Below are 13,348 nucleotides of genomic sequence, written 5' to 3'. Positions count from 1 at the left end.
TTTTTACCCAGCTTCATTCACAAGACGGTTTTCCGGCCCCGCGACCGAACCGCTGAAACACTTTTCTTTCCAGTTTCGCTGCGCAGTGGCCCAAGGCAGCTTTGATTTCCTTCTCGACCATGCGCGTGGAGATGCCGAAACGCTGGGAGATTTCCAGGTGCGGCGCCTCTTCCAGACGCGCCGCAATGAAGATCCGCCGACGGCGTGCCGGCAGTTCGTACAAGGCGCTGAGCAGTGACTGAATTTCCTTTTGCCCACCCACGACTCGCGCCGGGTCCAGGGCCTCGTCGCCGATCTGCAGCAGCTCTTCGACTTCGCTGCCGGTGAGCAGGCGCGCATCGGCCTGACGGCGGTCGGCGGCGATGTTCAGCGCCATGCGATAGAGGTAGGCATTGGGCCGCAACAGGTTCGGCGGCGTTTCCATGCGGTCGACCCGCAGGTAGGTTTCGTGCAGCACGTCGTTGGCCAGGTCTTCCGAGCCGAGACGGCGTCGCAAGCGCACCCGAAAGTCCTCATAGGACGTCAGGAACAGTTGGACCATCGAACCTTGTCCGGTGTCTTTCATCCCCCGGAAACTCCTTCCCATTTGGTGCATTCCATGCGTTTCCCTGACGACTCCGGTAACAACAGCAACGTGACCGGCTGACGCAACGCGCTGGGCGTCGGCCGGTCGATCCTGAGATTGCGAAAGCTCTCCACCAGCGCCGTATCGCGCCGTTCATCACCGGTGGTGGTGACCAACCGGTTGTGCTGCACCACGCCGTCCCGCCCGACCCAGACCTGCAACACCGCGCGATAACTGCCCGGACGGGTCAGCGGCGAGCGGCACAGGTTGCGCTCGATCGCCGCTTGCACCGCGGTGGCGTAGCTGCGACTCACGGCGGCGCTGGCCGGCGTGGGTTTGTCCACGGCCGACGGCACGTCCTCGACCTGCGCCACCTGCAAGGTGAACGCATCGTCGCGGGCATAACGCGCCATCAGGCCACTGCCGCCGAGCAAACGGCGCAAGGCGTCGGCGGCGGTGTATTCGCCATCGACCGCCAATGAGCGTCGGCCGCGACTCAACTGACTGTCGACCAGCACCGCCACCCCGGTGGCGTGACTGTACTGATCCAGCGCTCGGGCCAGGTCCTGCGCCGGAATGTGCAGCGTCATGCGCAAGTCCGCCGGCATCGGTCCGGCTGTCACGCCGCCGCTCAAGCAGCCAAGCAGCAGCCCCAGACCCAGCCGGTGCACAAGAGTCGCTGAACGCTGAAGACCGTCCCTGGAACTGCCTCGCTGCACGGCTGACGTACCCCTGAAAACCGTCATCCTGATGGCTGTTTATGAATCTGGTGTGACGGGCGGTGCAAAAAAACCATCACGGGATTTGCGCGGGGCTTGCACTAGACTCTTTGCGTAGAACGGCCCCTTCGGGCCGGCCAGGAGGCCTGCATGAAATCACTGTGGAAAATCGCCCTTGGCGGGCTGTTGTTGAGTGCATTCGTAAACGCCCAAGCCGAGCAACCGCTGGGCTGCGTGGACGTCACCGTGGGCGGCTACAAGGCGCCGAATTACGATTGCCTGAGCCAGCAGATGGGCAACAACCCCGAAGGCGCAGCGGCGGCGGCAAAGAACCAGGAAGCGCTGAATGTGCCGGTGAACAAGCGGCCACCGAATCAGGTCGGGCTGGCGACACCGGCGGCGACCGGTACGCGGATGGGCAATACCTTCGGGACGTCAGTCAAACCGCAGCGCCCGCCGAATTAGGCAAACATCAAAGTCAAAAGATCGCAGCCTTCGGCAGCTCCTACATTCGATCCCATGTAGGAGCTGCCGAAGGCTGCGATCTTTTGATCTTCAGTCGCTTTGGGCTTGGCGAAAGCTCACCGCCCACCGAACTGCAGAGCAAACTTTGTGGCGAGGGAGCTTGCTCCCGCAGGGGTGCGCAGCGCCCTTAAACCTGCCGAACCGGTTTTAACTGACAGACCGCATGCAAAGGTTTTGCGACTGCTGCGCAGCCGAGCGGGAGCAAGCTCCCTCGCCACAGGTTATGTGCACGTCAGTCGCTTGGGGTTTGGCGGAAGCTCACCGCCAACCGATTCCAGCTGTTGATGGCGCTCACGCCCATGGTCAAATCCACCAGTTCGGCCTCGCTGAATTGCGCCTTGGCCAGTTGGTAGACATCGTCCGGCACATGGCTTTCAGCCAACAGCGTGACCGCCTCGGCCCAGCCCAGCGCGGCCCGCTCGCGGGGGTTGAAAAAGCCGCTGTCGCGCCACACCGCAAGCGCATACAAGCGCCGCTCACTCTCCCCGGCCCGCCGCGCGTCCACCGAGTGCATGTCGGTACAGAACGCGCAGCCGTTGAGCTGCGAGGCGCGGATCCTGATCAGTTGCAACAGCGGCGCCTCGATACTCAGGTCGCGGGTCAACGCCTCCATGGCGAGCATGGCTTTCATCGCCTTGGGCGAGGCGTTGTAGTAATCCAGACGCGGGGACATGGCAGTTCTCGGTAGACGGAATAATGACTTCACCGTAAACGCCGACAGCGATGCATTACAGCCCCAATTGCACGGAAAACCGCTACACCAATAACCATCAGCCGAGCACAAATCCCTGTAGGAGTGAGCCTGCTCGCGATAGCGGTGTGTCAGGCAACATTGCTGTCGGATATGCCACCGTCATCGCGAGCAGGCTCACTCCTACAGGGGATTGAGGCCAATTTCGGGTTTTTCGGGTAGGCAACTATTGCCAATCAAACAACAGCGTTAATCTGACCGACACTTCAATCACCCCCGGAGCCGCGTCGGTATGGAACTTCACGTCGTGATCAATGGCCGCAAGGACCTGGCCGGTCAGTTGTACAACCAGCTGCGCGGCGCCATCGAGTCCGGGCGTCTGGCGGCGGGGACGCAGCTGCCACCGAGTCGCCTGCTGGCCGAGCAATTGGGGATCTCGCGCAAGACCATTTCCGACACCTACGCGCAGCTGACTTACGAAAATTTCCTCACCGGGGTGATCGGCAAAGGCACTTACGTCAACGCCCGCCCGGCGCAGGTTCAGCGCAAGCAAAGCCACACCGAACTGGCCAGCGCCGAGCTCATCGAGCGTTGGCGCAACCTGCCGGTGTTTCTCCGGCATCCGACGCTGGACGGCTCGCTGCGCTACGACTTCATCGGCGGCGCCACCAGCAAGGGCCAGTTCCCCCATGACGACTGGCGCCGCTGCGTCTCCCATGCCATGCGTCAGATGGCCGGGTCGAAAGGCTTCTACAGCGTGCCCGAAGGCCTGCCGGCGCTGCGCCATGCGATTGCCGGGCACATCGCGTTCTCCCGCGGGATCAACTGCCAGGACGAAGACATCGTGGTGTGCAACGGCGCGCAACAGGCGCTGGACCTGATCACCCGCGTGCTGATCAGCCCCGGCAGCCGAGTAGCGATGGAAGACCCGGGCTACCCGCCGGCGCGCCTGCTGTTTGGCACCCACGGCGCCGAAGTGGTCGGCGTACCGGTAGACGCCGAAGGCATCGTGGTTGAGCAAATCCCGGAGGGCACGCGGCTGATTTATGTCACGCCGTCGCACCAGTTCCCGCTGGGCATGCCGATGAGCCACGCGCGTCGCGAGGCCTTGCTGGCCCGGGCTTATGAACTGGGCGCGATCATCATCGAGGACGACTATGACAGCGAATTCCGCTACGAAGGACGTCCCACCGATTCACTGCACAAGCTCGATCAGCGCGGCATCGTTGCCTACATCGGCACGTTCTCGAAAACCCTGCTGCCAGAGCTGCGCCTGGGTTACGCGATCCTGCCGCCAGCTATTCTCGAAGCGGTGATTCGCGCCAAACAGCTCACCGATCTGCACGCCTCGACCCTGCCGCAATGGGCGCTGGCCAAGTTCATCGCCGAAGGTTGCCTGCTCAAGCACATCCGCCGCTGCCACGGGATTTACGCCCAGCGCCGCGAACGGATTCTGGCGCGCATGGCGGGCGACCTGTCGCCCTGGTTTGAGGTGGTGCCGGCCGCCGCAGGCTTCCACATGGCGGCGCTGTGCAAGGTGCCAATCGACCTGCCGCTGGTCATCGAGCTGGCGAGAAAGGTCGAGGTCGGGCTGTATGCCATCGACACCTTCCATTACCAGCAACCGGTGAAGAGCGGCCTTTATTTTGGCTTCGGCGCCATCGAGACGCTGGACATCGACATCGCCCTGGATCGCCTGCGCGACATCCTGCAACAAGTTGCCTGAATAATTGGTCTGGGCGATTAGCCGCCGATTGGTTATTGGTGTTCAAGGGGGGCAGGCCTATTCTGCACAGGCGTTATCCCTCAATGAGCAGGATTCGTCCGGCCTGATTCAGGAGTGTGAGCAATGTCCAACGAAGTGATCAACACCGTCGAGTTGCGCGCCGCCGCCGGCCGCTCGGAAGAGCTCGGCCGGCAGTTGCAGAAGATCGTCGACACCCTGCGCAAAACACCGGGCTGCGACGCCTACATGGTCGACCGCTGCCCCGAAGACAACCACCGCTGGATGGTGAGCGCACGCTGGCAGTCGGAAGCGGCGATGCAAGCGCACTTCAACCGGCCTGAGGCCCAGGGGTTTATTGACCTGATCGATAGCCGCCTGGCCAATAGTGTGGATTTCAACAGTTTCCCTATCGTTTAGAAGCAAGATCAAAAGATCGCAGCCTTCGGCAGCTCCTACAGTGGGATGCGTTTCCTGTAGGAGCTGCCGAAGGCTGCGATCTTTTGCTTTTGGCCACCGCCAATTGGTCACCCGATCTTCCCGAATATTGGCCGTTTGCACGCCCCGCCCCGCAGACTACTGTGGTCACCACCCCTCCCCCAACTGGTGATCCGCCATGAAAGCCCTGCACCTCTTCACCGCCGCTCTCGCCCTGTCCATGTCCGCCGCTGCGCTGGCCCATGACCCATCGGAAAAAGTCACGGTCCTGCAAGACCAGATGCTGAAAAATGCCCCCGGCAAAAAAGCCATGATGATCGAAGTCGACTACAAACCCGGGCAGTCCTCGATCGCCCACAAACACGACGGCACCGCCATGGCTTACGTACTGGAGGGCGAGGTGATTTCCCAAGTGAAGGGCGAACAGGCGATCACCTACAAGAAAGGCCAGTTCTGGTACGAACCGGCCGGCTCGGAACATCTGGTGTCGAAAAACGCCAGCAAAACCAAACCGGCGAAGTTGCTGGTGTTCATGGTGCTGGCGCCGGACGAGCAAGTGTTGATCCCCTTGAAAAACTGATGGTTGTTTGCACAGCCATAAATAAAAAGGCGCAAAACCATGTTTTGCGCCTTTTTATTTCCCGTGGTCATTAACCGATTGGCCTTACAGCAAATAAAACTATTGCATCGCCCTAACCAGGAAAATTGTCAGCTTATTTACAGCTTGGCGGGTTTAGTCTGAATTAACTGTCGTGCGCCCGGTACACAGCGCCGCGACAACTCAGACTTTCCGACTGAAGTGGCCTCACGGGAGACTCACCATGAAACTTGCGTTTGCCAGTACGTTGGCGGTATCGGTTTTAGCCCTGTCCGCCTGTTCGGTGCCCACCGCACCGCAGGCGGTTTCCTCCCTCGACACGCTGTTCACCCAACCGGTCGGCCGCAGTAGCGCCGCCCAGGTGAAAAGCGGTCCCGGCGTATCGCTGGGCGTGGTCTACAGCCCCAGCACCCAGACCAATCGCGAATACCTGCGCAACTACCAGGCCAACGCCGGCACCGGTTTCGGCCAGAGCCTGCTGGTGCAGCCGATCCACGACGCCTACGTCAACACCTCGAAACCCGACATGGCGGTGGATTGGGTCAAGGCCTCGTTGCAGCGGCAGTTCGGCTCGGTCACGGTCTACCCGGACATGCAGAGCCTGCGTGCGGCACACCCCGACGTGGTGGCAATCGTCGACACCCACAGCCAGTTGATCACCTCGCGCAGCTCCGACATCAAGGCCGATGTCAGTGCGGACTTTTATGATGCGAAGTTGAACTACATCGGGACGGCGAAAGGTTCCGAGGCGAAAGAACTGACGCCGGTGTGGGCGGACTTCAAACTTTCGGAAGAGATCGTGGCGGATATTAACCAGCAGCAGGATGTACAAGTTCGGGCGTTGCAGAAGTTTGATCAATCGCTGAGTAATTTATTGACCAGGCCGACAGATAAAGTGTCGATGCTCGATAACAAACAGGATCAAAAATTATATTGAATGGAAGGGCCCTTTCGCGAGCAGGCTCGCTCCCACATTTGAAATGCATTCCCCCTGTGGGAGCGAGCCTGCTCGCGAAGGGGCCAGACCAGAAAACACCAATCCTTCAGGCACAAAAAAGCCCCGGCATCTCACGACACCGGGGCTTTCTCATTCAACCACTACTCAGGCCAGCTCAAGCTCGGCATTCGCAGCAGCCGCAGGCACCACCGCTTGCCCGCTCAACGCTAGGTCGAGCAGCTCACGGTTGGCAACCGCATACATGGCGTAGTCCGTACCGCTCGCAGCACGGATTTCCACCAGCATGGCGCGCCAGCGCTCGATCATGCCTTCGTGCTGTGCCATCCACAGCGCCAGGCGTGCTTCCACGTCCTGAGTGCCGTCGCCCTGTTGCAGGACGGAGATGGTGATCGCACGTTGCTGCCAGTCGACGTCATCGCGGAACGCTTCACGGGCCAGAGCCTGCCAGTTGTTTTCAACCGGCAGCGCGCTGATCTGTTGCAGGTACCAGGTGATGTCCAGCGCACTGCCCACGGCGAAGTAAGCCTTGGCCACTTCGGCCGGATCCTGGCCAGTCACGTCGGACGCTTCGATGATCGGCAGCAGGGTGTACAGGTGCGAGGTACCCGCCACCATACGCGCCAGCAACTCCGGCACACCGGCCGCGACGTAAGCCTGATAACGCGCCTGCCAGTTTTCGCGGATTTCGCCGCTCAGCAGTTCGTCCAGCTTCAGACCCAGCTCTTTCAGGTGCGGACCGAAGTGCGCGACGTCACGGGCAGCGTTCTGCTCGTTGCGGCGGGCACGCAGGAACCAGCGCGTAGCGCGGCGGCCCAGACGCATCAGCTCGTCCATCAGCTCCAGTTGCACGTCAGCGGAGACCTGGTAGTCCAGCGCTTCGATCTGACGGAACCAGTGCGGGAGGTGGAAGATGTCACGCACGATCACGTAAGCGCCGGCCACGTTCGCCGGGCTCATGCCGGTGGACTCTTTGAGTCGCTGAACGAAGGTGATGCCCATGTGGTTGACCAGGTCGTTGGCGATCTGGGTGCTGACGATCTCGCGCTTCAGGCGGTGACGACGCATGGCTTCGGAGAACTTGCTGACCAGGGTCGGCGGGAACGCCGTTTCCATGTCGCGGGTCAGGTAATCGTCGTCCGGCACCAGCGAACCCAGCAGCTGTTCCTTGAGGTCGATCTTGCTGTACGAGATCAGTACCGACAGCTCGGGACGGGTCAGGCCATGGCCTGCCGCAACGCGCTCGTTGATCTGCTCTTCAGTCGGCAGGAACTCGATGGCACGGTCCAGCTTGCCACGGCCTTCCAGATCGCTCATCAGACGCTTGTACTCGGCAATGCGCTCGTAGGCACGGCGCGCCGCCAGGGACAAAGCCTGGGTCTGCTTGTAGTTGTTGCCCAGCACCAGACCACCGACTTCGTCGGTCATGCTCGCCAGCAACTGGTTGCGTTGCTTGTCGGTCATGTCGCCGGCCTGAACCACTTCGTTCAGCAGGATCTTGATGTTCACTTCGTGGTCGGAGCAGTCGACGCCACCGGCGTTGTCGATGAAGTCGGTGTTGGAACCGCCGCCATTGAGACCGAATTCCACACGACCCAGCTGGGTCATGCCGAGGTTACCGCCCTCGCCCACGACTTTGCAGCGCAGCTCGTTGCCGTTCACGCGCAGTGCATCGTTGGCCTTGTCGCCGACGTCGGCGTGGCTTTCGGTGCTGGCTTTGACGTAAGTACCGATACCGCCGTTCCACAGCAGATCCACCGGTGCCTTGAGCAAGGCGTTCAGCAGTTCGGTCGGGGTCAGCTTGTCGGCCTTGATGTCGAAGCGTTCTTTCATCTGCGGCGAGATGGCAATGCTCTTCGCGCTGCGCGAGAAGATACCGCCGCCTTCGGACATGATGCTGGTGTCGTAGTCGGTCCAGGCCGAACGCGGCAGGTCGAACATGCGCTGACGCTCGACGAAGCTGGTCGCCGGGTTCGGGTTCGGGTCGATGAAGATGTGCATGTGGTTGAAGGCCGCGACCAGTTGCAGCTTGTCGGACATCAACAGGCCGTTACCGAACACGTCACCGGCCATGTCACCCACGCCGACCACGGTGATGCTGTCTTCCTGGACATTGATGCCGCGCTCGCGGAAGTGGCGCTGTACGCCGACCCACGCGCCCTTGGCGGTGATGCCCATTTTCTTGTGGTCGTAACCGGCGGAACCACCGGAGGCGAACGCGTCACCCAGCCAGAAGCCGTAGTCGATGGCGATGCCGTTGGCGATGTCGGAGAAGGTTGCAGTGCCCTTGTCCGCCGCCACCACCAGGTACGGGTCATCGTCGTCATGACGCACGACGTTGGCCGGCGGCACCAGGGCGCCGTCTTTCAGGTTGTCGGTGATGTCCAGCAGACCCGAAATGAAGATGCGGTAGCAGGCGATGCCCTCGGCCGCGATCTCGTCACGGCTGCCGCCCAGTGGCAGGCGACGCGGCAGGAAGCCGCCCTTCGCACCCACCGGCACGATGACCGAGTTCTTCACTTGCTGGGCTTTTACCAGGCCAAGCACTTCGGTACGGAAGTCTTCTTCACGGTCGGACCAGCGCAGACCACCGCGAGCGACGTTGCCGAAGCGCAGGTGCACGCCTTCGACGCGTGGCGAGTAAACGAAGATTTCGAACTTCGGTACCGGCTTCGGCAGTTCTGGAATGGCGTGCGGGTTGAACTTGAAGCTGAAGTACGACTTGTTCTGGCCGTTGGCATCGGTCTGATAGAAGTTGGTGCGCAGGGTGGCTTTGATCAGGTCCAGGTAACGACGCAGGATGCGGTCTTCGTTGAGCACCTGAACGTCGTCCAGTGCGGTCAGAATCGCTTGTTCCAGACGCTGTTGCTTGTCTTCCAGATCTTCGCTGCCCAGCTTGCGCGCCAGGTAGAAACGGGTCTTGAACAACCGGGTCAGCTCGCGAGCGATGTCGGTGTGGTTGTTCAGGGTGCTGGCGATGTAACCCAGGTCGAAGCCCAGACGAATCTGCTTCAGGTAACGGGCGTAAGCGCGCAGCAGTGCCACGTCGCGCCATGGCAGACCGGCGGTCAGCACCAGACGGTTGAACGCATCGTTCTCGGCATCGCCACGGACGATGTGGACGAACGCGTCCTGCAACGTGTCGTTGAGTTGCTGGATGTCGAGGTCCAGGCCTTCGGCAGCGGTGAACGCGAAGTCATGAATCCAGAACTCGCGGCCGTTGGTGTGACGCAGGCGGTACGGGAATTCACCCAATACGCGCAGGCCGAGGTTTTCCAGAATCGGCAAGACGTCGGACAGTGCCAGCGGGGTGTCGGCGTGGTACAGCTTGCAATGCAGCTCGCGCTGGCCGGAGACCTGGCCCAGCGGCTGATAGAAGCTCATCACCAGCGGATTTTTTTCGTTCAGGCTCAGCAGGTGCTGCATGTCGACCACGGCCGAATGCGCCGCGAAACGCTCGCGGTAACCTGCCGGGAAGCCTTTCGGGAAGTCTGCCAGCACGTTGGTGCCGTGGGCTTCGCCGAAGCTTTCGACGGTCAGTGCGGCGTAGTCGTCCTGCCAGCTGCGGCAGGCCTGTACGACTTCTTTTTCCAGCAGCAGTGGGTCGATGTCGATGCGGTTCTTCGGATCGACGCGCAGGATCAGCTGCACGCGGGCCAGCACGGACTCGGAGAAGAAGGTCCAGAACTCGCAGTCGGTGGCTTTCAGGCGCTCCATCAGGACTTGCTGGATCTTCTGGCGCACTTCGGTGGAATAGATGTCGCGCGGCACGTAGGCCAGGCAGTAGCAGAAGCGACCGTACGGGTCTTTGCGCAGGAACACGCGGATCTTGTTGCGTTCCTGGATCTGCACGATCGACATCACAGTGCTGAACAGTTCGTCGACCGGGGTCTGGAACAGGTCGTCACGCGGCAGCACTTCGAGCACCTGTGCCAGTTCCTTGCCCAGGTGAGCCTTGGACTGGAAGCCGGAACGGCGTTCGATTTCTTCGACCTTGCGGCGGATGAACGGGATGACCCGCACGCTCTCGCCATACACCGAGGAGGTGTACAGGCCCATGAAACGGTGTTCCTTGATGACGTTGCCGTCGGCGTCGATTTCACGGATCGACACGTAGTCCGGGTAGGCCGGACGGTGTACACGGCTCGGGTGCGCAGCCTTGGCGAACGACAGCAAGGTCGGTTCGCGCAGGTATTTCACCGCGTAGTCTTCGATGTGACGGTCTTCGTTGGTCAGGCCGGTGCGCAGCAGTTTGGTCAGACCGAGGAAGGAATTCTGGTCGTATTCGATATGGCCGCCATCGGCCTGATCGACAACGGTGAACTCTTCGTAGCCGAGGAAGGTGAAGTGGTTGCCCACCAGCCATTCCAGGAAGCTCTTGATTTCGGTCTTCTCGTCGGCATCGACGGCGAATGCACTGTGATCGAGCTTGGTGAGGATTTCCTGCACCTTGGCCTTCATCGGCTCGAAATCAGCGACCGCGACGCGCACTTCACCGAGCACCTGCTCCAGCTCTTTGCTCAGCACATTCAGTTCGGCCGCGTTGGCGCAGCGGTCGATTTCCAGGTACATCAGCGACTCGTGCAGCACGCCTTCGCCGGTGCTGCCTTTTGGCAGGATTTCCAGCAACTCGCCCTTGCTGCCACGGCGTACGCTGAGCACGGTGGTCTGCAGGGTGTGGATGCTGTAGCCGCGACGGTTCAGCTCGGTGCGGACCGAGTCGACCAGGAACGGCAGGTCATGGTGCAGCACTTCGACCGCGGTGTGGGTCGACTGCCAGCCATGACGCTCGTAATCGGGGTTGTAGACGCGCACTTGCGGTTGCGCGTGATCGAAGCGCTCAAGCAGGCGCCACGCGGAAAGAGTACAGCCAGCGAGGTCGGAGAGGCGACGTTGGGTCAGCTCGTCCAGAGAAATGATGCCGAAGAATTGTTCAGCGAACAGCGCCACTTGTGGCAGTGCCTGTTCACTGATGTGCTGCGCCAGTGCCGCTTGCAGTTGGTGCTGGAAGTCGGCTTTGCTGGCTGCGGTGAAGAACGCCATCTGTGGTACTCCGCTTAAGCTTGTTATTGATGGAAAGCGTCGCGTGCAACACCCCTTTCGGGGCTTGTGTCGCCCTGTTCCTGATTCTCGGGCAGAGGAAACAGGGGGACAGGTGGGTGAAGCTGGACGAGACACTCAGGTCACATTCACCTTCCATTGAATGGGCATCTGCAAAAACGACTGTCGGGGCTGCCGACAATGCCTTTACGGGTGCTCATCCGTTGCGCAGCTTAATGGGTGCGACAATGTGTCTGCTTGCGGTGCTGCGACATATTCGGTCATTGGCACGTAAACAAAGGATTTGGCACCGATAAACACTAGCAGTCATGGCGGAAACCGGCGGCCTGAATGCCCGTATTTACGGTACATCTGTGCCAGAAGCGACCATTGACCTGTGTCGCGTTCACGACACATCCTCTGACACTCTCACATGCAGAAATTCCCGAGGGCTGGCAGAATCGCGCCCAATTGCGACCAACACGCCCGCCGAGGCAGGAATTCCCCATGCAAATGACCACCGCCCTACTGATCGTCAACCCGTGCGACGACGAAGAAGACAACATGGCCATGCTCTGCTGCCACAGCGACAAGGGCGATATGTTTCTGATGAGCCGTTATCCGGACGAGGACGAGCTGGAAATCACCCTGGACGGCGAGCCTTCGACCCTCGACGGGGTGAAAGTCACCCTGAGCAAGACCCTGCTGAAGATCGAGATTGCGGCGGCGGATGCCGATGCGCTGAATGGGGATGATGTGCTGGAGATCAGCTTCAACCCGGATATGGTGGATATGGCTGAAGTCGAAGAAACCCTGAAGAACATTCTGGACGGGACTGGCACCTATATCAGCCAGATTTGATGTTATCCGTGCGGGCCCTTTCGCGAGCAGGCTCGCTCCCACATTGACGGGTGTACGCCGTTCAAATGTGGGAGCGAGCCTGCTCGCGAAGAGGCCCGAAAGAACACTGCATCTTTCTCCCGCTACAAAATTCCAACAAATCCCCCAGTCATTTCCCGCACTTTGCGCAAAATGCCGTTAGTCGCCACCCCCCTCGATGGATTAAAGTAACGCCCCCAGCCCCGGCGTTATCCGAACGCCTGCGGCCACCCTTTCCAGGAACAGTCACCGATGGAACATCGTGAAGCGCTGCTGGCGCTGCGAACCTTTCTTTCAACGCAGATTCTCGGCCAGGAAAAACTCATCGAGCGCCTGCTCATCGCCCTGCTCGCCGACGGCCACATGCTGGTCGAGGGCGCTCCGGGTCTGGCCAAGACCAAAGCGATCAAAGAACTCGCCGAGGGCATCGAAGCCCAGTTCCATCGCATCCAGTTCACCCCGGACCTGCTGCCCGCCGACATCACCGGCACGGAGATCTATCGCCCGGAAACCGGCAGTTTCGTGTTCCAGCAAGGGCCGATCTTCCACAACCTGGTGCTGGCGGACGAAATCAACCGCGCCCCGGCCAAGGTGCAATCGGCGCTGCTCGAAGCCATGGCCGAACGCCAGGTCAGCGTCGGGCGCAGCACCTATGAGTTGTCGCCGCTGTTTCTGGTGATGGCCACGCAGAACCCGATCGAGCAGGAAGGCACCTATCCCCTGCCGGAAGCGCAGCTCGACCGTTTCCTAATGCACGTCAAAATCGGTTTCCCGGACGCCGCCGTCGAACGCCGCATCCTCCAGCAGGCGCGTGGCGAAGCGCTGAATGGCGAGACCAAGCCCGAGCGCCGGGTCAGCCAGCAGGCGATCTTCGCCGCACGCAAGGAAATCCTCGGTCTGTACATGGCCGACGCCGTGGAGGAATACCTGGTGCAGCTGGTCATGGCCACGCGCACGCCGGCCAAGTTCGATCCGGAAATGGCCGAGTGGATCGCCTATGGCGCCAGCCCGCGCGGCTCCATCGCCCTCGACCGCTGCGCCCGTGCCCACGCCTGGCTGGCCGGGCGCGACTTCGTCAGCCCCGAAGACATTCAGGCGGTGCTGTTTGACGTGTTGCGTCACCGCATCATTCTGTCGTTTGAAGCCGAAGCCGCCGGCATCGATCAGGACCGGGTGGTGCAGCGGATTCTCGACGTCGTAGCCGTCGCTTGACCC

The 13,348-nt window shown here is 61.0% G+C and carries 11 protein-coding genes; 7 read left to right on the top strand and 4 right to left on the bottom strand.

Annotation, left to right across the window (positions count from 1 at the left end; genetic code table 11):
- Nucleotides 1–13: 13 nt before the first annotated feature.
- Nucleotides 14–565, bottom strand: coding sequence for an RNA polymerase sigma factor (locus HBN98_RS22555; RefSeq protein ID WP_064587847.1), 552 nt, complete (start codon nucleotides 563–565; stop codon nucleotides 14–16).
- Nucleotides 562–1,227, bottom strand: a complete 666-nt coding sequence (locus HBN98_RS22550; protein WP_083369432.1) for a secretin and TonB N-terminal domain-containing protein — start codon at nucleotides 1,225–1,227, stop codon at nucleotides 562–564. Before HBN98_RS22550 ends, HBN98_RS22555 begins: the two co-directional genes overlap by 4 nt.
- A 207-nt stretch (nucleotides 1,228–1,434) precedes the next feature.
- Here HBN98_RS22550 and HBN98_RS22545 point away from each other — a divergent pair, with 207 nt between their 5' ends.
- Nucleotides 1,435–1,749, top strand: a complete 315-nt coding sequence (locus tag HBN98_RS22545) for a hypothetical protein (RefSeq protein WP_083368887.1) — start codon at nucleotides 1,435–1,437, stop codon at nucleotides 1,747–1,749.
- Nucleotides 1,750–2,041: 292 nt separating this feature from the next.
- Here the strand turns inward: HBN98_RS22545 and HBN98_RS22540 are convergent, their stop codons facing one another.
- Complete coding sequence (locus tag HBN98_RS22540) at nucleotides 2,042–2,482, bottom strand: carboxymuconolactone decarboxylase family protein (RefSeq protein ID WP_083368886.1); 441 nt, start codon at nucleotides 2,480–2,482, stop codon at nucleotides 2,042–2,044.
- 310 nt (nucleotides 2,483–2,792) lie between these two features.
- On the opposite strand from HBN98_RS22540, the gene pdxR reads away from it, so the two are divergent.
- The 4 genes from pdxR (at nucleotide 2,793) to HBN98_RS22520 (ending at nucleotide 6,196) form a co-directional block, all read left to right on the top strand.
- Nucleotides 2,793–4,226 (top strand): MocR-like pyridoxine biosynthesis transcription factor PdxR, encoded by a 1,434-nt coding sequence (gene pdxR / locus HBN98_RS22535; protein ID WP_083368885.1) that lies wholly within the window; start codon nucleotides 2,793–2,795, stop codon nucleotides 4,224–4,226.
- A 123-nt stretch (nucleotides 4,227–4,349) separates the two neighbouring features.
- On the top strand, nucleotides 4,350–4,643 hold the full coding sequence (locus tag HBN98_RS22530; protein ID WP_083368884.1) for a putative quinol monooxygenase: 294 nt from the start codon (nucleotides 4,350–4,352) through the stop codon (nucleotides 4,641–4,643).
- A gap of 196 nt (nucleotides 4,644–4,839) precedes the next feature.
- A complete protein-coding gene (locus HBN98_RS22525) occupies nucleotides 4,840–5,241 on the top strand; it encodes a cupin domain-containing protein (RefSeq protein ID WP_064587853.1) in 402 nt (133 codons plus the stop codon).
- A 241-nt stretch (nucleotides 5,242–5,482) separates the two neighbouring features.
- Nucleotides 5,483–6,196, top strand: coding sequence for an ATPase (locus HBN98_RS22520; protein ID WP_083368883.1), 714 nt, complete (start codon nucleotides 5,483–5,485; stop codon nucleotides 6,194–6,196).
- Nucleotides 6,197–6,361: 165 nt separating this feature from the next.
- Here HBN98_RS22520 and HBN98_RS22515 read toward each other — a convergent pair whose 3' ends face one another.
- Nucleotides 6,362–11,257, bottom strand: coding sequence for an NAD-glutamate dehydrogenase (locus HBN98_RS22515; protein WP_083368882.1), 4,896 nt, complete (start codon nucleotides 11,255–11,257; stop codon nucleotides 6,362–6,364).
- 504 nt (nucleotides 11,258–11,761) lie between these two features.
- Between HBN98_RS22515 and HBN98_RS22510 the strand changes: the two genes are divergently transcribed.
- Together HBN98_RS22510 and HBN98_RS22505 are read left to right on the top strand one after the other, a co-directional pair.
- Nucleotides 11,762–12,115 (top strand): hypothetical protein, encoded by a 354-nt coding sequence (locus tag HBN98_RS22510; protein WP_083368881.1) that lies wholly within the window; start codon nucleotides 11,762–11,764, stop codon nucleotides 12,113–12,115.
- A gap of 270 nt (nucleotides 12,116–12,385) precedes the next feature.
- Nucleotides 12,386–13,345, top strand: a complete 960-nt coding sequence (locus HBN98_RS22505; RefSeq protein ID WP_003218556.1) for an AAA family ATPase — start codon at nucleotides 12,386–12,388, stop codon at nucleotides 13,343–13,345.
- Nucleotides 13,346–13,348: the final 3 nt, after the last annotated feature.

The organism is Pseudomonas koreensis (assembly GCF_012986595.1).
GTDB classification, from domain to species: Bacteria; Pseudomonadota; Gammaproteobacteria; order Pseudomonadales; family Pseudomonadaceae; genus Aquipseudomonas; species Aquipseudomonas koreensis.
The sequence above is the reverse complement of the archived record's forward strand: the minus strand, read 5'-3'. Positions and strand labels throughout refer to the sequence as shown.

Coding starts and splice junctions, on each gene's coding strand:
- HBN98_RS22545 (WP_083368887.1), top strand. CDS start 1,435: ATGAAATCACTGTGGAAAATCGCCCTTGGCGGGCTGTTGTTGAGTGCA.
- HBN98_RS22555 (WP_064587847.1), bottom strand. CDS start 565: ATGAAAGACACCGGACAAGGTTCGATGGTCCAACTGTTCCTGACGTCC.
- pdxR (WP_083368885.1), top strand. CDS start 2,793: ATGGAACTTCACGTCGTGATCAATGGCCGCAAGGACCTGGCCGGTCAG.
- HBN98_RS22530 (WP_083368884.1), top strand. CDS start 4,350: ATGTCCAACGAAGTGATCAACACCGTCGAGTTGCGCGCCGCCGCCGGC.
- HBN98_RS22540 (WP_083368886.1), bottom strand. CDS start 2,482: ATGTCCCCGCGTCTGGATTACTACAACGCCTCGCCCAAGGCGATGAAA.
- HBN98_RS22515 (WP_083368882.1), bottom strand. CDS start 11,257: ATGGCGTTCTTCACCGCAGCCAGCAAAGCCGACTTCCAGCACCAACTG.
- HBN98_RS22520 (WP_083368883.1), top strand. CDS start 5,483: ATGAAACTTGCGTTTGCCAGTACGTTGGCGGTATCGGTTTTAGCCCTG.
- HBN98_RS22505 (WP_003218556.1), top strand. CDS start 12,386: ATGGAACATCGTGAAGCGCTGCTGGCGCTGCGAACCTTTCTTTCAACG.
- HBN98_RS22525 (WP_064587853.1), top strand. CDS start 4,840: ATGAAAGCCCTGCACCTCTTCACCGCCGCTCTCGCCCTGTCCATGTCC.
- HBN98_RS22510 (WP_083368881.1), top strand. CDS start 11,762: ATGCAAATGACCACCGCCCTACTGATCGTCAACCCGTGCGACGACGAA.